Annotated in this window: 25 protein-coding genes; 17 read left to right on the forward strand and 8 right to left on the reverse strand. The window is 68.8% G+C overall.

All coding sequences use genetic code 11. The annotated features are described in order from the left end of the window. Positions 1 to 95: 95 nt before the first annotated feature. The 11 genes from ACOCEP_RS11765 (at position 96) to ACOCEP_RS11815 (ending at position 11,244) form a co-directional block, all read left to right on the forward strand. Positions 96 to 1,391, forward strand: a complete 1,296-nt coding sequence (locus tag ACOCEP_RS11765; RefSeq protein WP_125679199.1) for a histidine kinase — start codon at positions 96 to 98, stop codon at positions 1,389 to 1,391. A 19-nt stretch (positions 1,392 to 1,410) separates the two neighbouring features. Continuing rightward, a complete protein-coding gene (locus ACOCEP_RS11770) occupies positions 1,411 to 2,256 on the forward strand; it encodes a S49 family peptidase (protein ID WP_482337255.1) in 846 nt (281 codons plus the stop codon). Positions 2,257 to 2,442: 186 nt separating this feature from the next. Beyond that, positions 2,443 to 3,834: a glycoside hydrolase family 16 protein gene (locus tag ACOCEP_RS11775; RefSeq protein ID WP_482337256.1), complete on the forward strand. Its 1,392-nt coding sequence runs from the start codon at positions 2,443 to 2,445 to the stop codon at positions 3,832 to 3,834. A gap of 143 nt (positions 3,835 to 3,977) precedes the next feature. Further along, positions 3,978 to 4,814: a LytR/AlgR family response regulator transcription factor gene (locus ACOCEP_RS11780; RefSeq protein WP_482339689.1), complete on the forward strand. Its 837-nt coding sequence runs from the start codon at positions 3,978 to 3,980 to the stop codon at positions 4,812 to 4,814. Then, positions 4,811 to 5,326 (forward strand): DUF485 domain-containing protein, encoded by a 516-nt coding sequence (locus tag ACOCEP_RS11785; RefSeq protein WP_126732521.1) that lies wholly within the window; start codon positions 4,811 to 4,813, stop codon positions 5,324 to 5,326. Before ACOCEP_RS11780 ends, ACOCEP_RS11785 begins: the two co-directional genes overlap by 4 nt. Before the next feature lie 137 nt (positions 5,327 to 5,463). Next, positions 5,464 to 7,290, forward strand: coding sequence for a sodium/solute symporter (locus tag ACOCEP_RS11790; RefSeq protein WP_482337257.1), 1,827 nt, complete (start codon positions 5,464 to 5,466; stop codon positions 7,288 to 7,290). Between the two features lie 112 nt (positions 7,291 to 7,402). Then, positions 7,403 to 7,756, forward strand: a complete 354-nt coding sequence (locus ACOCEP_RS11795; protein WP_482337258.1) for a DUF485 domain-containing protein — start codon at positions 7,403 to 7,405, stop codon at positions 7,754 to 7,756. After that, the gene (locus ACOCEP_RS11800) at positions 7,753 to 9,384 is read left to right on the forward strand and encodes a solute symporter family protein (RefSeq protein ID WP_482337259.1); all 1,632 of its coding nucleotides are present in this window, start codon (positions 7,753 to 7,755) and stop codon (positions 9,382 to 9,384) included. Before ACOCEP_RS11795 ends, ACOCEP_RS11800 begins: the two co-directional genes overlap by 4 nt. A 47-nt stretch (positions 9,385 to 9,431) precedes the next feature. Then, the gene (locus tag ACOCEP_RS11805; RefSeq protein ID WP_482337260.1) at positions 9,432 to 9,782 is read left to right on the forward strand and encodes a rhodanese-like domain-containing protein; all 351 of its coding nucleotides are present in this window, start codon (positions 9,432 to 9,434) and stop codon (positions 9,780 to 9,782) included. Positions 9,783 to 9,817: 35 nt separating this feature from the next. Next, a complete protein-coding gene (locus ACOCEP_RS11810) occupies positions 9,818 to 10,744 on the forward strand; it encodes a DUF4328 domain-containing protein (RefSeq protein WP_482339690.1) in 927 nt (308 codons plus the stop codon). Positions 10,745 to 10,935: 191 nt separating this feature from the next. Continuing rightward, a complete protein-coding gene (locus ACOCEP_RS11815; RefSeq protein WP_192747417.1) occupies positions 10,936 to 11,244 on the forward strand; it encodes an antibiotic biosynthesis monooxygenase family protein in 309 nt (102 codons plus the stop codon). A 120-nt stretch (positions 11,245 to 11,364) separates the two neighbouring features. On the opposite strand, the gene ACOCEP_RS11820 is transcribed toward ACOCEP_RS11815, so the two are convergent. Further along, positions 11,365 to 12,534 carry a cytochrome P450 gene (locus tag ACOCEP_RS11820; RefSeq protein ID WP_482337261.1) on the reverse strand — a complete coding sequence of 390 codons (1,170 nt, stop codon included), beginning with the start codon at positions 12,532 to 12,534 and terminating at the stop codon, positions 11,365 to 11,367. Between the two features lie 49 nt (positions 12,535 to 12,583). Continuing rightward, complete coding sequence (locus ACOCEP_RS11825; protein WP_482337262.1) at positions 12,584 to 12,796, reverse strand: hypothetical protein; 213 nt, start codon at positions 12,794 to 12,796, stop codon at positions 12,584 to 12,586. A gap of 290 nt (positions 12,797 to 13,086) precedes the next feature. On the opposite strand from ACOCEP_RS11825, the gene ACOCEP_RS11830 reads away from it, so the two are divergent. The 4 genes from ACOCEP_RS11830 (at position 13,087) to ACOCEP_RS11845 (ending at position 15,931) form a co-directional block, all read left to right on the forward strand. Continuing rightward, entirely contained in the window at positions 13,087 to 13,968 is an 882-nt protein-coding gene (locus ACOCEP_RS11830; protein ID WP_482337263.1) for a DUF5926 family protein, read from the forward strand. A gap of 73 nt (positions 13,969 to 14,041) precedes the next feature. After that, complete coding sequence (locus tag ACOCEP_RS11835; protein ID WP_482337264.1) at positions 14,042 to 14,395, forward strand: DUF952 domain-containing protein; 354 nt, start codon at positions 14,042 to 14,044, stop codon at positions 14,393 to 14,395. Positions 14,396 to 14,579: 184 nt separating this feature from the next. Next, entirely contained in the window at positions 14,580 to 15,092 is a 513-nt protein-coding gene (locus ACOCEP_RS11840; protein ID WP_482339691.1) for a SigE family RNA polymerase sigma factor, read from the forward strand. Further along, on the forward strand, positions 15,089 to 15,931 hold the full coding sequence (locus ACOCEP_RS11845) for a hypothetical protein (protein WP_482337265.1): 843 nt from the start codon (positions 15,089 to 15,091) through the stop codon (positions 15,929 to 15,931). Before ACOCEP_RS11840 ends, ACOCEP_RS11845 begins: the two co-directional genes overlap by 4 nt. A gap of 69 nt (positions 15,932 to 16,000) precedes the next feature. On the opposite strand, the gene ACOCEP_RS11850 is transcribed toward ACOCEP_RS11845, so the two are convergent. The 3 genes from ACOCEP_RS11850 to ACOCEP_RS11860 all read right to left on the reverse strand — a co-directional run bounded on the left by ACOCEP_RS11850 (position 16,001) and on the right by ACOCEP_RS11860 (position 18,786). Beyond that, entirely contained in the window at positions 16,001 to 16,552 is a 552-nt protein-coding gene (locus ACOCEP_RS11850) for a ferritin (RefSeq protein WP_482337266.1), read from the reverse strand. A 157-nt stretch (positions 16,553 to 16,709) separates the two neighbouring features. After that, a complete protein-coding gene (locus ACOCEP_RS11855; protein ID WP_482337267.1) occupies positions 16,710 to 17,921 on the reverse strand; it encodes an arginine deiminase in 1,212 nt (403 codons plus the stop codon). A 67-nt stretch (positions 17,922 to 17,988) separates the two neighbouring features. Beyond that, complete coding sequence (locus tag ACOCEP_RS11860) at positions 17,989 to 18,786, reverse strand: CPBP family intramembrane glutamic endopeptidase (RefSeq protein WP_482337268.1); 798 nt, start codon at positions 18,784 to 18,786, stop codon at positions 17,989 to 17,991. 147 nt (positions 18,787 to 18,933) lie between these two features. Here ACOCEP_RS11860 and ACOCEP_RS11865 point away from each other — a divergent pair, with 147 nt between their 5' ends. After that, positions 18,934 to 19,395 carry a PPOX class F420-dependent oxidoreductase gene (locus ACOCEP_RS11865; protein ID WP_482337269.1) on the forward strand — a complete coding sequence of 154 codons (462 nt, stop codon included), beginning with the start codon at positions 18,934 to 18,936 and terminating at the stop codon, positions 19,393 to 19,395. Here the strand turns inward: ACOCEP_RS11865 and ACOCEP_RS11870 are convergent. Further along, positions 19,392 to 20,183, reverse strand: a complete 792-nt coding sequence (locus ACOCEP_RS11870) for a DUF2470 domain-containing protein (protein WP_257483647.1) — start codon at positions 20,181 to 20,183, stop codon at positions 19,392 to 19,394. The two genes, ACOCEP_RS11865 and ACOCEP_RS11870, sit on opposite strands and share 4 nt — an antisense overlap. A gap of 94 nt (positions 20,184 to 20,277) precedes the next feature. Between ACOCEP_RS11870 and ACOCEP_RS11875 the strand changes: the two genes are divergently transcribed. Continuing rightward, the gene (locus ACOCEP_RS11875) at positions 20,278 to 21,285 is read left to right on the forward strand and encodes a hypothetical protein (RefSeq protein ID WP_482337270.1); all 1,008 of its coding nucleotides are present in this window, start codon (positions 20,278 to 20,280) and stop codon (positions 21,283 to 21,285) included. A 2-nt stretch (positions 21,286 to 21,287) separates the two neighbouring features. Here ACOCEP_RS11875 and ACOCEP_RS11880 read toward each other — a convergent pair whose 3' ends face one another. Further along, the gene (locus ACOCEP_RS11880; protein ID WP_482337271.1) at positions 21,288 to 22,028 is read right to left on the reverse strand and encodes a hypothetical protein; all 741 of its coding nucleotides are present in this window, start codon (positions 22,026 to 22,028) and stop codon (positions 21,288 to 21,290) included. Positions 22,029 to 22,039: 11 nt separating this feature from the next. Next, entirely contained in the window at positions 22,040 to 23,857 is a 1,818-nt protein-coding gene (locus ACOCEP_RS11885; RefSeq protein ID WP_482337272.1) for a substrate-binding and vWA domain-containing protein, read from the reverse strand. Positions 23,858 to 24,014: the final 157 nt, after the last annotated feature.

Consider the following 24,014-nt stretch of genomic DNA (forward strand, 5'->3'; position numbering starts at 1 on the left):
CCCCGGTCTTGGGTAGGGTCGGCCCCACCCTCAGTTGTCACAACTCAACGGAAAGTGGGGAGCAGGCCTTGCACCCGGTTGGTCGAGCGCAGAGCATGGACGCCGTGTCCGGGCTCGAAATCGCGCAGATCATCCCGTGGGGTGTGGCGCTCTTGCTCGCGATCCTCGTCGTCGTCCTGCTGATCAAGCTGAGGCGTCCCGCGAGCATCGTCGAGAACGCGGTGCTGCAGGCCGTCCACCGGATGTCGAAGGCGACACCGGATCTCCGCGAGGGTCTCGACGAGCAGGTCGCCGACAAGATCACCAGCCAGCTGCTGGAGATGCTCGACTGCGTCGCCGTCGGCATCACCGACAGCGAAGGCACGCTGCTGTCCTGGGACGGCGAGGCCAACGACCATTACGTCGATCTCGTCGACGCCATCGGCAACGCGATCCGCAAGCACCGCCGCGAGGTCGTCGCGCACGACAAGATGCCGTGCAACCACCGGGGCACCTGCCGGATGCGGACCGCGGTGATCGTGCCGTTGATCGTCGAGGGCGAGACCGAGGCGGCCCTGCTGGTCGTCGGGCGCACGCGCGGGCGGCTGGTGCAGATGGCCGACGCGGTCGCGCAGTTCGTCTGCACCCAGTTCGAGCTGGCACGCCTGGACGAATCGAAGAACCAGCTCCAGCAGGCGGAGATCAAGGCGTTGCGCGCGCAGATCTCGCCGCACTTCGTCTACAACGCGCTCAACACCATCTCGTCGCTGATCCGGACGGACCCGGAGGAAGCGCGGGAGCTGCTCCAGGACTTCGCGGACTTCACGCGCTACTCGTTCCGGACGTCGGGCATGTTCACCTCGCTCGCCGAGGAACTGCGGAACATCGACCGGTACCTGACCATCGAGAACGCCCGGTTCGGCGGACGCCTCGAAGTGCGGATGAAGATCGCGCCCGAGGTGCTTTCGGTGGTCGTGCCGTTCCTGATCATCCAGCCGCTGGTGGAGAACGCCGTGAAACACGGTCTCGCGTCGAAGCCCTCGGGCGGTTGCGTCACGGTGATCGCCGAGGACTACGGCGCCGAAGCGCTGATCAGCGTCGAGGACGACGGCATCGGCATGGAGCCCGCCAAGCTCGCGGACCTGCGCAGCCAGCACCGCACGGGCGCCCACGTCGGCCTCGGCAACATCAACCAGCGGATGCAGCAGGTGTTCGGCCGCGACTACGCGCTCATGGTCGAGACGGCGCCCGGCGCCGGGATGAAGGTGACCCTGCGGGTGCCGAAGTTCATGCCCGGCGTGCGGCCGAATCTGCCCGACTTCTCCGCCGACAGCGCGACCGTCCCGCCCCAGGGCGGCCCGAACGAGTCCAGCGGGGTGAGCGGTTCGCGCAGCGGCGTGCTGCCGTCGTGAACGTCGGTAGCCTGGCGGTATGAGCGTTGCGGACAAGCTGACCTCCCGTCTCCCGATGATCGGCGATCGGGGTGAACGCAAGGACGTCGTCGCCGTGGTGAAGCTGCACGGGGTGATCACGCCGACCCCGTCGCCGCTGGCCAGGGGGTCGATCAACCTCGCCGCCGTCGAATCGGCGCTGACGCGCGCGTTCGGGCACGAGCGGCTGAAGGCCGTCGCGCTGCAGATCAACTCACCGGGCGGCGCGCCGACGCAGTCGGGCCTGGTCGCCGAGCGGATCCGCCAGCTCGCCGACGAGAAGAACGTGCCGGTGCTGGCCTTCGCCGAGGACGTCGCCGCGTCGGGCGGGTATTGGCTGGCCTGCGCCGCCGACGAGATCTACGCGCACCGGACGTCGATGGTCGGCTCCATCGGCGTGATCAGCGGAGGGTTCGGGTTCACCGGTCTGCTGGAGCGGTTCGGCATCGAGCGGCGGCTGCACACCGCGGGGGCGAACAAGTCCCGGCTCGACCCGTTCAGCCCGGAGAAGCCGGAAGACGTCGAGTGGCTGAAGAAGATGCACGGTCAGCTCCACGAACTGTTCGTCGACTGGGTCACCGAACGCCGGGGTGACCGGCTGTCCGGCTCCGAGGACCTGTTCACCGGCGACGTCTGGCTGGGTGCCCGCGCGGTCGAACTCGGCCTGATCGACGGCGTCGGCAGCCTCCGCCAGGTGATCACCGAGCGGTACCCGGACGCCGAGATCGCGGTCGCCGAGCCGAAGAAGCCGCTGCTGGCGCGGCTCGGCATCGGCGCTCCCGCCGCGGCGAGCGCGCTGCTGGACGCCGTCCAGTCCAAGGCCGCCTGGAGCCGCTTCGGCCTCTGACCCGCGTGCCATGAACGGTCCGTTCCTTGCAAATTTCGCAAGGAACGGACCGTTCATGGCGTTCGGGGGCGAAGGTGATTCACCCGAACGGTGGTAGGCGTAAGTGGTTCAGACCAGGTCTCATATCGGACATACCGCTTTGTTGTGAACGGCAACAAACCTCGACAGTGTTGACGAGGAGGTCCGATGTCCGTGAATCGTTCCCGTTGGAAGATCGCGCTCGCCGCCACCGCCGGCGCGGCGCTGATCACCGTCCCCCTGACCCTGCCCGCGTCCGCCGCCGTCCCGCCCCCGCCGTCCGGCTGGACCACCGTGTTCACCGACGACTTCACCGGCGCCGCGGGCTCGCTCCCGTCGAGCGCGAACTGGATCATCGACACCGGCCACGGCTACCCCGGCGGCCCGGGCAACTGGGGCACCGGCGAGATCCAGAACTACACGGCGAACCCCGCGAACCTCGCCCAGGACGGCTCCGGGAACCTCCGGATCACGCCGCTGCGTGACGGCGCGGGCAACTGGACCTCGGCGCGGATCGAGACGCAGCGCACGAACTTCAAACCGCCGTCCGGCGGTGCGCTGCGGATCGAAGGCCGCATCCAGATGCCGAACGTCACCGGCGCCGCCGCGCTCGGCTACTGGCCCGCGTTCTGGGCGCTGGGCTCGCCCTATCGAGGCAACTACTGGAACTGGCCCGCCGTCGGCGAGTTCGACATCATGGAGAACGTCAACGGGATCAACACGGTCTGGGGCGTGCTGCACTGCGGCGTCAACCCCGGCGGCCCGTGCAACGAGACCACCGGCCTGGTCGGCAGCCGCACCTGTCCCGGCGCCAGCTGCCAGAGCGCGTTCCACACCTATACCTTCGAATGGGACACCAGCGTCAGCCCCAACGTGTTCCGCTGGCTGGTGGACGGGCAGCAATTCCATTCGGTCAGCCAGAACCAGGTCGACGCCACCACGTGGGCCAACATGACGAACCACGCGGGCTACTTCGTCCTCCTGAACGTCGCCATCGGCGGCGCGTTCCCGAACAACAACTCCGGCACCACGACGCCGGGGCCGGGGATCGTGCCGGGACACCCGATGCTCGTCGACTACGTCACCGTCCTGACCCGCGGCGGCGGCACGACCCCCACCACGCCCACGACCACGAACAACCCCGGCGGCGGCAGCGCGTACGGCACGATCCAGGCCGAGTCGTACGGCCAGGCGGCCGGGATCGCCAAACAGGCCACGTCCGATTCCGGCGGTGGGCAGAACATCGGCCCCGCGGGCAATGGTGACTGGGCGTTGTATCCGGGGATCGACTTCGGCACGCGGACGGGCAGGCAATTCCAAGCGCGCGTCGCGTCCGGAGCGGCGGGCGGCGTCAGCGGACTCGTCGAAGTCCGGCTCGGCAGCCGGTCCAACCCGCCGGTCGGCAGCTTCGCCGTCGCGAACACCGGCGGCTGGCAGAACTGGCGGACCATCCCCGCGAACATCAGCGGTGTCACCGGGAAACACGACGTCTACCTGACCTTCACGAGCGGACAGCCCGCCGATTTCGTGAGCGTCAACTGGTTCACCTTCACGCCGTGAAGGGATAGGTGTGGCACGGCGAGGCGGTTCGTGTCACCGGAAAAGATGACGGCACCGGCCACCCCGGGCGCGGGGGTGCCGGTGCCGTCCTTTCGTTCGACTTTCGTGAAGCGGGCTGGACAAGGAACCCGGCAATGGGCAGGATGCGTCTCACTGTGAGTGCTCACGATGACACCCGGAAGCTCATCGTCCTGGCGGTGGACGATGAGCCCAAAGGGCTAGACGAACTCGTCCACTGTCTCCGCAACAGCCCGCACGTCGCCCTGGTCTACCCGGCGATCGACGCTTCGGAGGCGCTGCGCCTGCTGTCGGCGGACGATCCGAGGCTGGCCGACCGCAAGTCCCGTGGCCTGCCGATCGTGGACGCGGTGTTCGCCGACATCGACATGCCCGGCCTGTCCGGGATGGAGATGTCGCGGGTGTTCGCCGCGCTGCGCCCATCGCCGGCGCTGGTGTTCGTGACCGGGCACGCGGAAGAGGCCGTCAACGCCTTCGACCTCGGCGCGCTCGACTACGTGCTCAAGCCGTACCAGCAGGATCGGCTCGACCGCGCGATCACCCGCGTGATGGACAAACTCGCCGCCAACGCCGCGCCGAAGTTCGGGCCGGACGGCGGGCTGGGGCAGGTCAAGAACGACGACGAGGTCATCCCCGTCGAGCTCGCGGGCACCACCAAGCTCATCCCGCGGTCTTCGGTCCGCTGGGTCGAGGCCCAGGGCGACTACGCCCGGTTGTTCACCACCGACGGCAGCCACCTGGTCCGCATCCCGCTCGCCCAGCTGGAAGAACGCTGGGAGAAGGCGGGTTTCGTCCGTATCCACCGGTCGTTCCTGGTCTCCCTGCCGCTGATCACCGAACTGCGCATGGGGCAGGGCGGCTATCAGGTCGTGATCGGTAACGAGGAGAAGGTGCTGCCGGTGAGCCGCCGCCACACGCGCGCCCTCAAGGACAGGCTGGTCGGCGCCAACCGGTCGACGTGACCGACGACTACTACCGCCGCGTCAACGGCGTCCGCGAACCGGACCCGACGCTCGGCAAGAGCAGGAAACCGGCGGTGCCCGAGGGCGCCGCCGTCGAACCCGTTCCCGGCGCGCCGTCCGGCCCGAAACACGAGGCCAAACCCGAACATCACGCGAAACCCAAGCGGCAGCGGGTGATCCTCGCCGATCCGCGGCAGGCCACCAGCACCCTGCGGGCCAGGGTCGAACTCGAAGAACAGACCAGCTGGGGAAAGCTCCTGGTGCGGGATCTGGTGAAGATCCAGCTGCGGACGGCTTCCTGGCTCGCGCTGCTGGTGATGGTCACGCTGTGTTCGCTTCCGGTGCTGTTCTATCTGATTCCGTCCTTCGGCCGGGTGACCGTCGTGGGTATCCCGGTGCCCTGGCTGATCCTCGGTGTGGCGCCGTTCCCGTTCCTGTTCGGCATCGGTCTTTGGTACAACCGGCTCGCCGAACGACACGAACGCGACTTCGTCGACATGATCGAGAACTGAGGACCCATGATCGCGCGCCCTCTTGTGGCCGAAGGCCACGGAAACGCGGTGGCTGGGCGCCTTGATGCCTCCGTGACCGACCTGCTTTCGCCGCGCCCTGGCAGCGCGTTTCCGTCAGCGCGCGATTAAATGACACCGTGCAGCTGAATTCGTGGGCCATCGCCGGCATCGTGCTGGTGGCGGTCCTGACCTTCTACCTCGGGCATCGCTCCTCGAGGTCGGCCGTCAGCACGCACGATTTCCTCGTCGCCCGGCGCACCGTGCGGTCCCGGCGCAACGCCGCCGCGATCTCCGGTGAGTACCTGTCGGCCGCGTCGTTCATGGGCGTCGCCGGCATCGTGCTCAAGGACGGCGCCGACGCGCTGTGGTTCCCGATCGGCTTCACCGCGGGCTATCTCGCGCTGATGCTGTTCGTCGCCGCGCCGCTGCGGCGGTCCGGCGCGTACACGCTGCCGGACTTCGTCGAGATGCGGCTGGGTTCGACGATGCTGCGCCGCGTCTCGACGGCGTTCGTGGTGTTCATCGGGATCCTCTACATGGTCCCGCAGCTGCAGGGCGCCGGCCTGACCCTCTCGACGATCTTGCCGGTGCCGGTGTGGGCCGGAGCGCTCCTGGTCACCTTCGTGGTCGGGTTCAACGTGATCGCGGGCGGGATGCGCGCCATCACCGTCGTCCAGGCCTTCCAGTACTGGCTGAAACTGTTCGCCATCGCGGTGCCGACGTTCGTCCTGTGCATCGTGTTCCTCGGTTCCGGTGGGCCGGGCAGCGCGCGTCCGCTGGGGCAGCCCGCCCCGCCGACGTTTCCCGAGAACACCACGGTTTCGGTGCAGGCCGACGTCACGCTGAAGGTCACCTCGGTGACCGTGCTCGAAGCGTATGGAGAGGTGGAAGGCGCGCGCGCCAACGGTTTCGCGGTGTGGGCGCCGGAGGCCGGGCACAAGGTCGCCAAGGGCACGACGCTGAAGTTCACCGCGGGCACCCCGGTGCCGGTGGTCAGTGACGCGCCCACGTCCAACGGCGACTGGCTCCGCCCGGGATCGGGCGGTCTCACCGATCTGCTGCAGGTCTATTCGCTGATCCTGGCGACCTTCCTCGGCACCATGGGGCTGCCGCACGTCCTGGTCCGCTTCTACACCAACCCCGACGGGAAGGCCGCGCGCCGCACGACGGTGCACGTTCTGCTGTTGCTCGGGTTGTTCTATCTGTTCCCGACGCTGCTGGGCGCGCTCTCGCGGATGTACGTCCCGGAGCTGCTGGTGACCGGCAAGACCGACGCCGCCGTCCTGTTGCTGCCCTCCGCCGTTCTCCCCGGCCTCGGCGGGCAGATCCTGGGCGCGGTGACGGCGGCCGGGGCCTTCGCGGCGTTCCTGTCGAGTTCGTCCGGGCTGCTGGTGAGTGTCGCCGGGGTCGTGTCCACCGACGTCCTGCCCGGCCGCGTCCGCGATTTCCGGGTGGCGACGGCGATCGTGGCGCTGATCCCGTTCGCGCTGGCGGTGCTGCTGCCGTCGGAGGATCTGTCGCTTTCGGTCGGGATGTCGTTCGCGCTCGCCGCGTCGACGTTCAGCCCGCTGCTGCTGCTCGGCGTCTGGTGGCGCAAGCTCAGCTGGCCCGGCGCGCTGGCCGGGATGCTCGTCGGCGGCGGGCTGGTGCTGACCGCGCTGGTGGTCAACATCGTCAGCAAGTACAGCGGAGGCTGGGCGCCGTGGTTCTCGAACCAGCCCGCGCTGATCACCGTGCCGGCGGCCTTCCTGACCACCTACGTGGTGAGCCGCGCGACCGGATACGGGCGGCCGGAGGACGTCCACGGCGTGATGCTGCGGCTGCACGCGCCCGACCCGCTCGGATTCATGCGTGATCGCGCGGTCGCCCGGTTCGGGCAGGCCGAAGACGACACAGCGGGCACCGCGAAGACGCAGAAGCCGGAGAAGACGCGGACCACCGGTAAAGGCCGCCATCGGAAGTAATTCACCCTTTCGAGTCGCGAGCGTCTACTCAGAGTCGTACCGTTCACTCAAATGGATTGCCCCTCTCCGGCCCTGAGAGAGGCATGATCTTTCGTGACAACGAAGTCATCGAATGGTCGCGGTAGACGGGAGGTCCGACGTGAGCGATACCGATCCGGAATCCGACTGGGAAAAGGTGCAGGCGAGTCCGGACTTCGCCGAGCTGCGCCGGAGGCTCCGGGTATTCGTTTTCCCGGTCTCGGCGCTTTTCCTTCTCTGGTATCTGCTCTACGTGCTCCTCGCCGACTACGCGACCGAGTTCATGAGCACCAAGCTCTTCGGCAACATCACCGTCGGCCTGGTCTTCGGCCTGCTGCAGTTCGTGTCCACCTTCGTGATCACCGGCCTCTACGTCCGGTACGCGAACCGGAAACTCGATCCGCTCGCCGACAAGATCCGGCATGAGGTCGAAGGGGTCGAGCGGTGAATACGCTGGCAGCGGGCGTACAGGGCAGCAATCCGGCGCTCAACATCACCATTTTCGCGATCTTCGTCGCGATCACGCTCGTGATCGTTTTCCGGGCGAGCCGGAATACGAAGACCGCGTCCGACTACTACGCCGCCGGCCGTGCGTTCACCGGTCCGCAGAACGGCATCGCGATCTCGGGCGACTACCTTTCCGCGGCGTCGTTCCTGGGTATCGCCGGTGCGATCGCGATCAACGGCTACGACGGTTTCCTCTACTCGATCGGTTTCCTCGTCGCGTGGCTGGTGGCGTTGCTGCTGGTCGCGGAGCTGCTGCGCAACACCGGCAAGTTCACCATGGGCGACGTGCTGGCCTTCCGGATGAAACAGCGCCCGGTCCGCGCGGCGGCCGCGATCTCCACGCTCGCCGTCTCGTTCTTCTACCTGCTCGCCCAGATGGCGGGAGCCGGCGGCCTGGTGAACCTGCTGCTCGGCATCGAAGGGAACCTCGGCCAGGACCTGGTGATCGCCGTCGTCGGCGTGATCATGATCCTGTACGTGCTGATCGGCGGGATGAAGGGCACCACCTGGGTCCAGATCATCAAGGCCGTCCTGCTCATCGCGGGCACGTTCGCCATGACGTTGTGGGTGCTCGGGAAATACGGCTTCAACCTGTCCAGCCTGTTCCAGGCCGCCGTCGACAAGGGCGGGCAGACCGGGGAGGCGCTGCTCGGGCCGGGCAAGCAGTACGGCAAGACCGGCACGACGAAACTCGACTTCCTGTCGCTGGGCATCGCGCTGGTGCTCGGCACCGCGGGTCTGCCGCACGTGCTCATGCGCTTCTACACGGTGCCGACCGCGAAGGACGCGCGCCGTTCGGTGGTCTGGGCGATCGCGCTGATCGGCGTCTTCTACCTGTTCACGCTGGTGCTCGGCTACGGCGCGGGCGCGCTCGTCGGCCCGGACGTGATCGCGAAGGCGCCGGGGACGACCAACTCGGCGGCGCCGCTGCTGGCGCTCGAACTGGGCGGCCCGATCCTGCTCGGGTTCATCGCGGCGGTGGCGTTCGCGACGATCCTCGCCGTGGTCGCGGGTCTGACGATCACCGCGTCGGCGTCGTTCGCGCACGACGTCTACGCCAACGTGATCAAGAAGGGCAAGACCGCTCCGGACAGTGAGGTCCGGGTCGCGCGGATCACCGCGCTGGTGATCGGGGCGGTCGCGATCGTCGGCGGGATCCTCGCGAAGAACCAGAACGTGGCGTTCCTCGTGGCCCTCGCGTTCGCGGTGGCGGCGTCGGCGAACCTGCCGACCATCCTCTACTCGCTGTTCTGGAAGCGGTTCAACACCCAAGGCGCGCTGTGGAGCATCTACGGCGGGCTGAGCGTGTGCGTCATCCTGATCGTGTTCTCGCCCGCGGTCTCGGGCAAGCCGGTCGACCCGAAGACCGGCAAGAGCGCCTCGATGATCCAGGGTGTCGACTTCCACTGGTTCCCGCTGGACAACCCGGGCATCGTGTCGATCCCGGTCGCCTTCTTCCTCGGCTGGCTCGGGACCGTGCTGTCCAAGGAGCACGACCGGAAGAAGTACGCGGAGATGGAGGTCCGCTCGCTCACCGGCGCCGGGGCGGAAAAGGCCGTCCAGCATTGAGTCGCTCTTCACGCGCGCGCAACGGGACGGGATGCGAGGATGGAACGGTGGTGAGCCCTGCTGACATCCCGACCGTCGCCGTCCGTGATCTGCCGAAGGACGGCGTCGCGCTGCTCGACGTCCGCGAGGACGACGAGTGGGCCGCCGGGCACGCCCCCGGTGCCAAGCACATCCCGATGGGGGAACTGCCCGCGCGCGTCGGCGAACTCGACGAGCTGCCCGACGACCAGCCGATCCACGTGATCTGCCGCAGTGGCGGCCGGTCCGCGCGCGCCACCGCGTGGCTCAACGCGAGCGGCTGGGACGCGGTGAACGTCGCCGGTGGGATGGGCTCCTGGAAGCAGGAGGGGCGCCCGATGGTCGGCGACCATCCCGGCGTCGAACCCGAAGTGCTGTAACCGTGCAGCCAGGCCACTACCCGCCGAGAGCGCCGATACCGCCGGTGCGTCCCGCGCCGATGCGGCAGCCGGTGCGGCATCGCGTCCGCTGGGTCGCTTCGCCGCCGCCCGGCGCCTTGCCGTCGCGTCGCAAACCCGTGGCCGAGCGCTACTCCGGTCCGCCGTCCTACCCGGTCCCACCGCGGTGGGGCTTCCCGAACCTGGTCTGGCGACGGCCGACCGCGGTCCCCGGGACGGCCTCCGGCGAGATCACCGCGGGGGAACGGCTGCGAGTGATCACGCGCAGCCTCTTGCCGGTGCTGTGGACCTTCGCCGCGCTCGCCGTCGTGGCCTCGGCCGCAGAAATCTGGCGCTACGTCCTGCTCGTGCAGAGCCGCGACTCCGCGTTGTCGACGTCCGTCGTCTCGGTGTCCGACAGCTTCGTGATCACCGCGGGCCTGCTCACGACGATCCTTTCGCTGCTGCCGTCCGGGCTCACCGTGTGGTGGCTGCTCGTGGCCAGGCAGGCCGCCGCGGACGCCCGCGGCGAGGTGCCGCCGAGGCGGCTGTGGCACGTGCTGGTGTTCGTGCTGGTGCCGGTGGTGAACCTGATCATGGTGCTGCCGATCGTCGCCGAACTCGAGCACGCCGTCCTGCGCCGGACGCGGGAAACGCGGCCGAAGCCGTCGCGGCTCGTGCTGATCTGGTGGGGCATCTGGATGCTGAACTGGGTGCTGCTCGGGCTCGTCGTCGTCTGGCGGTTCCGTGACGGCGTCCAGGCGCTGGCCGACGGGGTCGTGCTGGTCGCGCTGACCGACCTGGCCGCGGCGGGGCTGGCGGTGGTGACCGCGCTGCTCGTGAAGCGCATGTCCGGCCTGCTCGCGCCTGTGGCGGAGAAGCGCCTTCGCCTGCTTCGCGTGCTGAAGGTGGATGGGGTTCCGGAGCCGGAGCGACGGGAGCGTCCGGCCTCTTCAGTGCGCTGACCTGGGAAAAGAGAGCAAGGGACCTTTGCTGCCACTCGGGTCGCGGTCCTGTCGCGAAAGCCACTTTCGCGACATCCAACGTCCCGAAAGTGGCTTTCGCGACGTCCTCGGCGATCCTGCTGCCGCCCGGACCGCCGAGTGAGCCAGGTCACCGTTGACCTCCAGTTCGCTGGAGGTTCGAGACTGTGCTCATGAGCGACGACGGCGTCACCTTCATCAACGTGTTCGAGATCCCCGCGGACCGCGTGGACGAGTTCGTCGAGACGTGGCGAGAGCGCGCGAAGCTGATGCGGGACGCGCCCGGGTTCCGCGACGCCAAGCTCCATCGGGCCCTGCTGCCGGATTCGCGGTTCCAGCTGGTCAACGTCACGCATTACGACAGCAAGGAAGCCTGGGAAGCGGCGGGCCGGAACCAGGTCTTCCAGGCGTCGACCGAACGCGCCGCGGAGGTCGCGACGCCCAACGCCGCGCTCTACGAAGTCGTCGTCGAGTACCCCTAGCGCCCCTCGCTGGTGGTCTCGGTGTGGGTGAAGGGGACTTTCACCGCATGCGACGCGGGTAAAGCGCCCTTCACCTCACGGCCCGCCCCAGGCCCGACGCGAACTTCCGGAGCAGGACCATCAAGCCGTGGTGACCCGGAGCGAGCGCAGCCCCCGGATCACGAATTCGGGCCGCCGCTCAGGGGTTTCGGCGAGCTCCAGCCCCGGCAGCTTCGCGGCGAGGGAGCTCAGCGCGGCCGCGATCTCCACGCGCGCGAGCGGGGCGCCGACGCAGTAGTGGATGCCCATGCCGAAGCCGAGGTGCGCGTTCGGCGTGCGGGCGATGTCGAGGGCGTCGGGCCGCTCGAAGACCTTCGGGTCCCGCGCCGCCGCGCCGAGGAGCGCGCCGATCTTCTCGCCCTCGGCCACCCGGAATCCGGCGATCTCGACGTCGGCGGTCGCCGTCCGCTCGAAGAGCTGGAGTGGCGCGTCGAAGCGGATCAGCTCTTCGACGCACGGGTCCAGCAGATCCGGAGAGCCGACCAGCCGCTCCCACTGGTCGCGGTGGGTCAGCAGGGCGTTGACGCCGTTCCCGATGACGTTCACCGTCGCCTCGTGCCCGGCCATCAGGAGCAGGACGGCGGTCGCGACCAGTTCGTCTTCGGTGAGCTCACTGCGCAGAAGGTCGCTGACGATGTCGTCGCCGGGGGAGTTCGCGTGCTGCTTCGCGACGCCACGCAGGTAATCGACGAACTCCGCGGCCGCGGCCTCGGCGGCGTCCCGCTTCTCCTCGGCGAGCCCGTATTCGTACATCTTGACGATGTGGTTCGAGAGGGTCACCATGCGCGGGCCGTCCTCGACCGGGACACCCAGGAGTTCCGCGATGACCGCGACCGGCAGCGGCTGCGCGAGATGCGTCAGCAGATCGGCCGAGCCGGTTTCGGCGATTTCGGCGGCGAGGCGGTCGACCATGCCGTCGGCGAGTTCGGCGACCATCGGCCGCAGCCGCTGGACGTGCCCGCGCCCGAACGCGCCCGCGATCACCCGCCGCAGCCGTGTGTGGGCCGGCGGCTCGTTCTCCAGCAGCGAGTTGCGGTGCAGCAGGTTGAACGACGCGAACCGCTCCACGGGCAGCGCGTCCTGCCAGATCCGGCCGAGCCCGCGGTGCCGCAGGACGGCGGCCGACGCCGCGTGCGACACCGCCACCGCGATGCCGAGGCCGTCGTGCCGGTGGACTTCGCCGCGCTCGCGGAGGTCGGCGAAATACGGGTACGGATTCGCGAGGAAGGCCGGGTCGGCGAGGTCGAACACGTGCCGACTGTAACCCGCGCCGGGGTGGCCGCCCCGGCGCGGCACGGAGCTACAGATGCAGCCAAAGCCCCAGGTGCAGGTGCAGGCCGTGGTGGTGATGCCCGTGGTGATGGCCGCCGCACAGCAGCAGGCAATGCCGGGCCTGGTCCGCTCTGCCGGGCTCCGGCGCGGCCGAAGCCGTGCCCACCGCGGGCCCGGCCAGCATCAGTCCGAATGCCACGGGAACCGCGGCCAAGGCGGCCCGGCGCTTCGAGGTGCTCATCTGTGTTCCCTTCTCCGCACTGTGGCGCCGGGATGGCGCCGTGATCGAGTATTCGGTGCGGTGCGGGCGAAAGGGCAGGCTGATCACCCGCCATTCGATCGTCCGGATGATGACAACGGTTTTCAGTCACGTTTCCGTGGTACCCGGATGGCCGCTGAAACCCGCCGATCCGGTCGATCCGGTGGCCTGCCGGGTGTCGTCCTCGCCGTCTTCGTCACCAACCCCGGGGGCCTTACGAGGCGTGCGCCTTCCCGCGATAGCGTTCCGAACCGAGCTTTGAGGAGGCTGACGTGGGCAAGGGTTCGCGCAAGAAGGGTCCCAAGACGACCTCGGACCGCAAGCCGAAGGTGCGCGACGTCTTCGTCGGCCAGCCCTTCGAGGGGCTCGCGGCGGAGACCGAACTGATCGCGCTGCGCGAGTTCGTCCCGTCGGCGACGGCGGCGCTGACGCTGGGCTCCGGCGAGAAGGTCACCCTCGGCACGGTGCTGCCGATGGCGGCGGCCGCGTTCGTCCGGTCCGACGGCGAGCGCTACGTCGGGATGCAGGTGCAGACCCGGTCCTCGGACATCAGCCGCGACCTCGGCCGCGCGCTGCGGTGGGTGCTGGACGCCAAGGAGGGTGACGTGCTGTCCGTGCCGGACACCACGACGCCGCCCACCGCCGACGAGAAGGCCCGGCTCCAGGACCTGCTCGACGTGAACGCCGAACTCGACGTCACGCTCTACAACGACTTCGCCTGGTGGCTGCCCGAGGACGCCGACGCGAGCGGTGACGTCGCGCTGTCCCTGGAGCGCGCGAACGCGGCGATCATGCCGACCGAACGCCTCGGCGCGGGCGCGTACTGGGTGCTCGCCGGCGAGAAGGCGCACCTGCGCTGGGTCCGCCCCGAGCCGGAGAACCTCCTGCTGCAAGCGCTTGCGCGGCTGTCCGCGGCCGGTGAGCTGGGCCTCGGCGAGGGCTCCCGCTACGCCGGCTCGTTCCGCGCGCACGGGCTGCTCGTCCCGGTCTGGGATCTCGACCCCGAGGCCCACGCCCGCGAGTGGGCCGACGCGAAGGACCAGCTCGGCGTCCGGCTCGACGCGGCGCTGAAGTCGCTCGACACCGAGCCGCTCAACGCCGCCGAGCGCCGCTCGCGCGACGGCCTCATCGGCCGTCAGCTCACCATCCGCTGACCCTTTCCCTCGCATTTCGTCCTCTGGACGCGGAGCCCCGCATCCAGAGGACGAAATGCGCGAGGATGGGCGCGTGATCCTCCACATCTGCCCCAAGGGCGACTGGGCCGAGGTGCCGGAAGGCGGCGTCTACACCGCCGCGTCGCTCGGCTCCGACGGCTTCATCCACTGCTCGGACCCGGGGACGGCGCATATCCCGGCCAACGCCGTGTTCCCCGGTCGCGCCGATCTCCTGCTGCTGGAAATCGACCCGGCGCTCGTCGGCGCGCCCGTCGTCTGGGAGGACGGCGACCCGCCGCATCCGGCCGGTCTCCAGTTCCCCCACGTGTACGGCCCGATACCCCGTAACGCCGTGGTGGCCGTCCACGAATTCCCTGTTCAGGGGGACGGTACGTTCAGAATTCCCGACTCCGTGTCGAGGCGCTGAGCGAGCGTCACTCGAACTGGTTCGCGGAGAGAGACAACCTGTGGGGGCGGTCATGCGTTTCGGGAGAGGTGGGCCAGGCGAACCTGGCCGGGTGACCCCGGGAGGAGGCGATACGGTGACCGCTGCCGCGACGGTCGTACCGGGCACGGACGTGTGGGGGGCCGGCGAGAGCCGGAGGAGTGACGTGCCGGGTGAGCTCACCGACTTCGGCGACTTCGTGCGGGCCGGTCTGCCGGGGTTGCTGCGGTACGGCCACGCCCTCACCGGGAACCCGCACGACGCCGCCGACCTGGTCCAGACCGTGCTGGAGAAGATCGGTTCCCGCTGGTCGTACGTCCAGCACAAGACCGGCGACCCGATGGCCTACATCCGCCGCTCGATGGCCAACGCGCACATCAGCCGCTGGCGCCGGACCAAACGCGAAAGCCTGGTCGCCGAGCTGCCGGACACCCAGCCGTACCACCAGGCCGACCCGTTCGAGCACGAGCCGTTGTGGCAGGCGTTACGCGCGCTGCCGCCGAGGCAACGCGCGGTGATGGTGCTGCGTTACTACGAAGGCCTGTCCGAAGCCGAGATCGCGGATTCGCTCGGGATCAGCCAGGGCACCGTCAAAAGCCAGGCGAGCAAGGCGATCGCGTCGCTGCGCACGAAGCTCGCCTTGATCGAGCCCGAGGACGAAGGGAGGAAAGCGGAATGAACATGTCCGAAGAGGACGTGCAGCGGAAGCTGCGTGACCTGTTCGCCGATGAGCGGCTGGGCGTGGGACCCACGCTGAATCCCGAGACGATCGTCGCGGGCGCCCGCCGTCGCCGACGCCGTCGCCAGCTGATGCAGACGACGAGCGGGATGGCCGCCGCGGTGGTTCTGCTGGGTGGCGGGGTCACGGTCTTCACGATCCACGACAGGGACAACGGCGCAGCCTTCCCCGGCGGCGACCAGCTCACCATGGGGGCGGCCTCGTCGAGCCTGGCGCGGCCCGGGCCGGCGAGTTCGGCGCCGCCGGTCTCGTCTCCGGCCGCGCCGCCGAATCCGACGTCCGCGCCACCGCACTCGACGGTCTCCGACGAGCCCGTCCAGCCGCCGAAGAGCACGGCTTCCACGAAGCCGCCGGCGCCGCGCAAGGTGACCACCGGCGCGCTGCTGAGCCCCGCCGGCTTCGGCAAGCTCCGGCTCGGGATGAGCGAGGAGGAGGCGGAGGCCGCCGCCGGTCCCCTGCGCGCGAAGGATTGGCGGCAATCCTGCGTCTACGGCTATCTCGAGGGAGCCGCCGTTCCAGGGCCGACGTCGGTGTCCTTGACCGAGGCCGACGGGATCACCGTCATCAACCCGGCCGGGACCGTGCACACCCCGGAAGGAATCGGGGTCGGTTCGACCGAGTCGGACATCCTCGCCGCGTACCCCGGCAGCACGAAGGACGGCAGCGCCTACTTCGCGCCGGCCGGTGCGGGGAGCGCGTACCGGATCTCACTGGCCGCCGACGGGTCGGCCATCGGCATCCTGCTGACCCGCGTCGACCAGGGCTGCCAGTTCAGCTGACGAGAAAACCCGGGCTTCTCCAAGGAGGAGAGCCCGGGTTTTCCCGTGGTGGGAGCGGTGGTCAGTGCGTCAGAGCGCGCCGCCGGCGACCGGGGGCATCCCCGAGTCGGCGCCGCCGTCCCCGACGGATTCGCGGTGCAGGTGGTTCTCCACCTCGAACAGGTTGCCGTTCGCGCGTTTGACGATGTTGAGCAGCGTGGACATCTGGGAGATCTCCTCGACCTGCTCCTTGAGGAACCACTGCGTGAACTGCTCGCCGATGTAGTCCTCTTCGGCGCGGGCGGCCTTGGCCAGCTGCTGGATGTCGGTCGCGACGTCCTTCTCCTGCCGCAGCGCGAGCTCGATCAGCTCGGTGACGTCGGAGAAGTCGTTGCGCACGTCGCCGGTGCCGGGGATCTCCACGTGGTGGTCGGTGTCCAGCATGTACTGGACCAGTGCCATCGCGTGGTTCCGCTCCTCGACGGACTGCTTGTAGAAATGCTTCGCGAGCTGCGGCAGGTCCTCGGCGTCGAACCAGACCGCCAGCGCGATGTACTGCTGGGAGGCGTTGAACTCGTTGTGGATCTGCGCCTGCAGCAGTTCGTAGAACTTCGAGCGCGGTTGCTTCTTGAGGAGGGCCATGTGTTCGACGATACGCCAACTCCTTATTCGATTTCCACTTTTCTCTGGTGACGTACCCCCTATTAGGTTAGTATTACCGATAATAGGTTCACCTCAATTAAGTAAGCCTTCCCTAATGAATGGAAATCAATTAGGGAAGGCTTACTTAATTTGTGGGTCAGATGCTTTCGCGCCGGATGGGGCACGACATGCAGCGCGGTCCGCCGCGGCCGGAGCCCAGTTCGGAGCCGGTGATGGCCAGTACTTCGATACCGGCGTCGGCCAAGCGCGCGTTGGTTTCCACATTACGTTCGTACCCGACGACCACGCCGGGCGCGAGGGCGAGAGTGTTGTTCCCGTCGTCCCATTGCTCGCGTTCCGCGGTGACCGGATCGAGCCCGGTGTCGATGACCCGGAGCCGATCGATTCCCATTGCCTCGGCGGCCGCGGTGAGGAATGGGGCCGGGCCTTCCACCTTCACGGAACCGTCGTCGGTCGGCCGCATCGTGAAGGCGGTCAAGGAATCGCGGGAAAGCGGATACATCACGACGGCGTCGGCGTCGACCATCGTGCAGACGGTGTCCAGATGCATCGTCGCGCGGGTCTGCTGGATGGGCACGGCGAGCACGGTGTGCGCGATCCCGTCGGCGAACACCGACCGCGCCAGTGACTCCGCGCCCGCCGCGGTCGTCCGCTCGCCGACGCCGATGGCCAGCACGCCCGGCGAAAGCAGCATGACGTCACCACCCTCGATAGGCGCCGAATGCGCGCCGTACGCGCGGGCCGCGTGGCGGAACCACGGGTGGTAGGCGTAGATGAGGTCCAGCACGGCGGTCTCGCGGACCCGGGCGGGCATGGTCAGCGAGGAGACCGCGACCCGGTCGCCGATCCACGCCGACGAGTCACGGGTGAAAAGCAGGTTCGGCAGCGGATCGACGGCGAAGTCGTTCGGATGGTTCATCAGCCGGACCAGCGAGGCGCCTTCGGCGGCGGGCAGCTCCTCGAAGGTCATCCCCGCCATCAGGACCTCGGCCAGCGTCGCCGGAGTGGCGCTCGACAAGTGGGAGCGCAGCGAATCGGCGAGGTCGGGGCCGAGCCGCCGCTCGTCGACGGCCGCGTGCACACCCGCCGCGTGGGCACGGGTGTCCGCGAGCGCCGTGCGCAGCGCGTCGGCCAGCAGCAGCACCTCGACACCTCGGCCGCGCAGCACCTCGGCGAACGCGTCGTGCTCCTCCTGCGCGCGGTCCACCCAGGGGATGGAATCGAACAGGAGCTGGTCGTTGTTGCGAGGCGTGAGCCTTTTGAGCTCGTTGCCGGGCCTGTGCAGGAGCACCGCACGCAGGGGGCCGACTTCGCTGTCAACTCGGGGTGGAGTCGTCTCGTCAATCACCCTGTTCAGAGTATGCGGAGCGAAGCTCCTCCGTTGAGGGTGGCGGCGGGGGCATGGATGGACCTAGCTAGGGCAACCAGGAAACTCGCCCTTTGAGCAGCGCGTATCCGACGAAGGAAACGAAATCCAGCGCGGTGTGCGCGGCGATCAGCGGCCACAGCCGGTTCGTCTTCTGCCACAGCCTGCCGAACACCAGGCCCATCACGACATTGCCGACGAACCCGCCGAAACCCTGGTACAGGTGATACGACCCGCGAAGCACCGAAGACGCGACCAGCGCGGTGTTCTCCCGCCAGCCGAGCTGGCGCAGCCTGGTCAGCAGGTACGCGACGACGAGCACTTCTTCGGCGAACGCGTTCCCGAAGGCCGACAACGTCAGCGTGATCGGCCGCCACCACGTCTCGCCCAAAGTGGACGGTTGCACCGACAGGCTGAACCCGAGCCCGTAGGACAGGAAATACAGCCCCAGTCCCGGAATCCCGATCGCGGCGGCGAGCAGCAGACCGTGGACGACGTCGCGGCCCGGGCGCCGCCGGTCGAGGCCGATCTGGGCGAGCTTCATCCCGCCACGCCACAACAGGTACAGCCCGAGCGCGCCCCAGCCGACCAGCTGGCCGGCGCTCAGGAGCTGTTTGAGCAGGTCGACCAGGCTCAAAGTCGCCTGGGGGACGTTCAGCTGCGCCTGTTGCTGCGCCAGCGGCACCGGCTGCAGCAGTGAGTCCACAAGGGACAGCAGACTGCGCAGCCCGGACAGGCCGAGGGTGATGCCGAAGACGACGACCAGTTCGATGACGATCGCGCGGCGGCGCGCCGGATCTTCCACGAATTCCGGCAGCGCCGGGCGTTCGGGACGCAGCCAGCTCATCGGCCGCACGCTACCTTGTGGCTTTCCGGGGGCTGAAGGACGCTTTCACCTCATGTCACGTGGTGAAGGGAGCTTTCACCACGTCGCATGCGGGCATGGTTCCCTTCAGCCCCTGCCGGGCGATCGGTCACGAGCTACCGTCGGGTCATGGCAAGGAGTATCGCGACCAACGAAACCGTCGACCGCGCCGCGCTCGTCGACTTCCTGTCCACCCGGCATCGCGCCATCCTGATGACCACCAAGGCCGACGGCGGTCCACAGCTCTCCCCGGTGACCTGCGGTGTCGACGCCGAGGGCCGCCTGGTCATCTCCACGTACCCGAAGCGCGCGAAGGTCGTCAACATCCGGCGAGAGCCGAAGGTGTCCGCCTGCGTCCTCTCCGACGAGTGGAACGACCAGTGGGTCCAGCTGAACGGCACCGCCGAGGTGCTCGACCTGCCCGACTCGGTCGAGCCGCTGGTCGACTACTTCCGCGCGATCTCCGGCGAGCATCCCGACTGGGACGAATACCGCGAAGCGATGGTCAAGCAGGGCAAGAGCATCATCCGCGTCACCATCGAGTCGTGGGGCCCGGTCGCCAAGGGCGGTTTCCCGGCGGAACTCGCCTAGCCCTGCGGGAAGTACGGGCAGCCGACCAGACGGCGGATCTCGCCGCTCAACTGCTGCGGCCCTTCGACCGGACGCGAGAACGCGAGCCGGACGTCGTGGTCGCCGGAGTCGGCCTCGACCCGCAGCCGCAGCCCGTAGCGGTCCAGCCCGAGCGGCCGGATCCAGCCGCCGCGCAGTTCGGCGGGCACGTGTTTGGCGAGCTGCTGGACGACGTCGGCGTGGTCGGTCTCCAGATGCCGCAGCCACGCGGCTTCGTAGTCGTGGAACGGATCCGGCGGCGCGGCGCTGAACATGTGCGGACGGAGCGAATGCGTGCCCTCGGCGTCGGCGAGCACCAGCGACGCCGGGGTCAGCCGCAGCAAGGTCACGCCGTGCCCGACGTCCAGCAGCCGCTCGTCCGGCCGGGTCTCGGCGATGGAGACCGCGCGGGCCCGCGCCGAAACCTCCGACAGCGGGCGGAGCCAGCCCGTGATCCACAACAGTCCGCGGATGGGTTCCCGCAGGTCGACCGGCGCCTGATCGGTCAGCTCGACCATCACCGCGAGCTCGCCGCGCTGGGCCTCGTGCGCGCGTTTCACCAGGTGGTGCTCGTCCGGCAGCAGGATGCTGACGCTGCCGCTCGTGTGCACGTGGTGCAGCTCCGGGATGACACGGCCGCACTGTCCTGGCTGGTCACGCTGCTCCGCGGTCGGCATCAGCGTCGCCGGCCCGTTGCGGGTGGCGATCGTCTTCGCGCGTTCGGCGGGGTTCGGCGCCGGCGGGCGGCGGATGGACGTCGGTGTGGTCACGGCTCACCTCCTAGTTAGGTGAGCCTAACCTGATCTGGTCGCCGAGTGGAAGTAGCGTGGATCACGTCTCACCGTTTCCGTATACGTTGACCAGGTGGAAGCCCACAGAATCCGGGTGCTCGAACCACCCGAAGGGATTCCGGCGACGAACATGCCGGTCCTGGCACCTCTTCTCGATCGCAACACCGTCACCGCGGGGACGATGGCCATCGCGACCGGACTGCTCGTGGCGGTGGGCGTCCTGCTCGCGGTCTCCGGGGGACACGGGATCGCCGCGCCTCTGGCCCTGCTGGTCTTCATGACACCGTCTTCGGTCTACTTCGGCTACTCCGCCCTTGCCGGATCCTCCTCGATGCGGAAGCTCACCGGCAAGCCGTTCCGGCTGGTGAGCGGGCTGGACGGCGCCGTCGTCGCCGGTTCACGGGTGAGCGTTCCCCTGGACGGGCGGTGGCTCGTCGTGCGGTTCCCCATCCCGCTCCGGACGCAACTCGCGGCACAGCGACGGCTCTGGGTGCTCGGCCCGTTCGTCGTGCTGCCCGGTGTCGTCGTCCCGCGCCGCGGCGCGTTCCGCGACGCTCCGGTGAAGGGCTCGGTCCCGTTGGCCTTCGAGCCGGTGTCACCGGGCCGGATGCTCGCGACGCAGCGGAGATTGCTTTCGGCGTACTACTTCATCAGTGTCGTGATGCTGCTCGTCATGAGCGCCTTCAGCTTCTGGACGTCGGCGGACTATCCGAAGCGGGACAGCATCCTGGTGGAGGCCACGTGGTTGTTCGGTCACGGCTGCGCGGTGGGCGCACTCGGGCTCGCGATCGTCGCGCTGGTGCTGCTCAGGAAGCTGCCCGAACCTCGATGGACCGAACTCGCCGTCGTGTCCGGGCCGGCGTCGATCACCCACTTCGGCATGGTCACGGTGAAGGGCCGGACCGTCCTCCCCGACGGCCGCGAGGTCACCGTCACCGCCGGTGGTTCGGATCAGTCGCTGGCCGCGAACATCGCCGCGACCGGGCGGCTGTGGGTGCTCGGCGTGCCCGTGGCCGGGAAGACGGCGAAGGCCGGAGTGCCCGGTCACGCGGTTTTCGGGCCGGTCCGGTTCGGCCGGTGAAGTCAGCCGAGGGAGCGCCGCGTCGCTTCCTCGGTCTCCACGACACCTCGCCGGATCCCTTCCAGTTGTTCACTCAGTTCGCCGATGGTCGTGGTGTCGAGCAGTGAATCTCCGGTGGCGGCCGACAATTCGGCCGCCCTGGCGACCAGGCCGTCGAGGCCGAGCGCCCCGGATCGCAGCTGTGCCAGCAGTTTCCGCTGCGCGCTCGTAAGCCGCGCGTGCACGTCCTCCTGTGCCTGCACGGCTTCGAGCGACTGGATCAGGTCACCGCGGATGTCGTCGCCGGCGGTCTTCAAATCCTTCCGCAGCCGGGCTTTCTCGGCCGACACCGCGCCGAGATCCACTCGCGCCAGCGCCTTTCCGGTGGCGGACGTGCGGGCGGCCAGCCGCCGGAGGGTGTCGACGGTTTCCCGCACCACCGGCTCCATGTCGGCCACCCGGTCGGCGAGCGGGCCGGTGTCGAGCGAAGCGGAAATCGACCCGAAACCGTCGGCCGCGGCTTCCGCGCGCCGCAGCCAGCCCGCCTCCGGCGAACCGGGCTCGACGTCGGGGAGTGGCCGTTCTTCGGGCTCTGGCAAGGGCTTCGGCCGCGTGGCGGCGGCGACACCGGCGCGTGCGGCCAGCACGGTCACGCCGACGCCGAGCGCGGCGAGCACCGGCAGCTGCACCGCCCAGGCCGCGCCCGCCGACGTCGCCGCGAGGAGCAGTCCCCACGGTTCGGCGAGCTCACGGACGAAGCGCATATCCGAGGATCTCAGAAATTCGAGATCACTGCGGTGAAGACCTGGTCGATCGAGTCCGGTTTGGACGAGTCGTACCCGACCCCCTGGGTGGTCTCGGCGATCTCCTTGAGCACGTCCAGATCGGCGTCGGAACCGTACGCGATGGTGAACATCCGCACCGCCTCACCACCACCCTCGGTCCGCAACTGCCCGATGAGGTTCGGCAGATCGATTCCGCCGGGATCCTCGTTCCGGCCGTCGGTGAGCACGACGACGGCGTTGATCGCGTCCGGATCCAGCCGCTGCTTCATGAACTCGTAGGCGGCCAGCGACGAGTCGTAGAGCCCCGTCCCGTTCTGCGGGGTCAAGCCGTTCAGCCGCGACGCGAGCTCCTGCCTGCCCGGCTCGCCACCGATCGGCGACACCGGCCGCAGCTCGACGAAGTCCTTGTCTCCGTCGAGTTTCGTCGAGAACATCCACAGCCCGACCTTGTCCGCGTCGCTGAACTGCGGCAACGACGCCACAGCCGCCTGTTTCGCGAGATCCATCTTGTTCTTCCCGGTCCCGCCGACGCCGTCGCCCATCGACCCGGAGACGTCGACGACCAGCAGCACGTTCGCCTTCTTCCGCAGGTCCTTCCACGACTTCAGCACCTCGGTCAGCACCGGCGGGCTGGGCGGGCGGATCAGGTTCAGCTTCGAGTCCGGCTCGGCGCCGTTCTCCTTCGTGGTCTGCGAACCGGGTTTGCCGTCGAACGTGCGGAAGCCGATGTCGCTGAACTTCTGTTGCGCTTCGGCGCCGCGCAGATGCGCGAGGAAGTCCGCCGCGACCTGCTTGTGGAGGTCGTCGGCCCAGTTCAGCACGGTGAACGGGTGGTCGGAGTTGAGCGTGCCGTCGCTCGGGTAGATCCCGGCGAGCGGCACCTTCGGCGGCGCGTGCTGCCCGCGTTTCGCCGGGTCGTTGGTGGGATTGCCCTGGTTGTAGCCGACGAGCGAGTTCTCCTCGACCGTGACCGCCGAGATGTACGACATCGCGGCGCCACGGTCGTCGGCCTTCTGCAGATTCGTCAGGAACGTCAGCGTGTTGTCGCCGTAGTGGACGATGGCCTGCTCGACGTTCCGCACGAACGTCTGGGCCTCCGGCTTCGCGAGCGCGTTCGCGGTGAGGTCCGAAGACGTGCCCGTCGCCGCGTAATAGGCGCCGATGGTGGCGTTGAGGCCGGAGGTCGAGATGTTCGGATTCGTCTTGCCCAGCCGGAACTTCCCCCACTCCGGATGGCCGTATTTCGCCCAGCCCTGCGGATCCGTGGCCAGCGCGGCGAGATCCTTCCAGCCGATGCCCTTGCCGGGCCAGCCGAGCGCCTCGGCCATCGGCTTCGGCATCGCGACGACGAGCGGGGCGTTCGCGACCGATTCCGGGTCGCCCTCGGGTACCAGCGCGGGATGGTCGGAGCCGGTGAGGTTCTGGCGCAACAGGTTCACCCAGCCGGACGCGGCGGGTGTCCAGACGTCCGGGCGCGGGCCGTCCACCGCCTCGTTCCAGCCGCGGGACAGCGCCTGCATCGCGGTGCCGGACGATTTCGACTGCACGAGCACGTCCACGCAGCGTCCCGCCACCGTGCGGCCGCTGTAGCCCTTGGCGATCTCGGCGACCACGCCCGCCTTCTCCGGCGAAGACGACACCTGCAGCTTGACCGCGTCACCCGTCGTGCACTTCGCTTCCACGGCCTCCTCGCCGGAGTCGCTCGTGAGCGCGCGCAAACCGATGATCAATCCGATCGCGACCACCGCCGCGGCCACGAACGCCAGGACCTTCCGGCCGCCGCGGGACTGCCCTGGATTCACGACCATGGAGAACCTCCCGGTGAGAAACACCGATTATCCGGAGGTTTCGCCTTGCCGGGCTTGGCGTTGCCGAACCGTTGCGGCCATGGCGGTACTTATCCCGCCATGTTCCCGCATTTAGTCCTCTAAATGCGTCGGCACCTGCTCGCGGCAGCCCTCGAAC

This window comes from Amycolatopsis sp. CA-211722, from assembly GCF_056828465.1.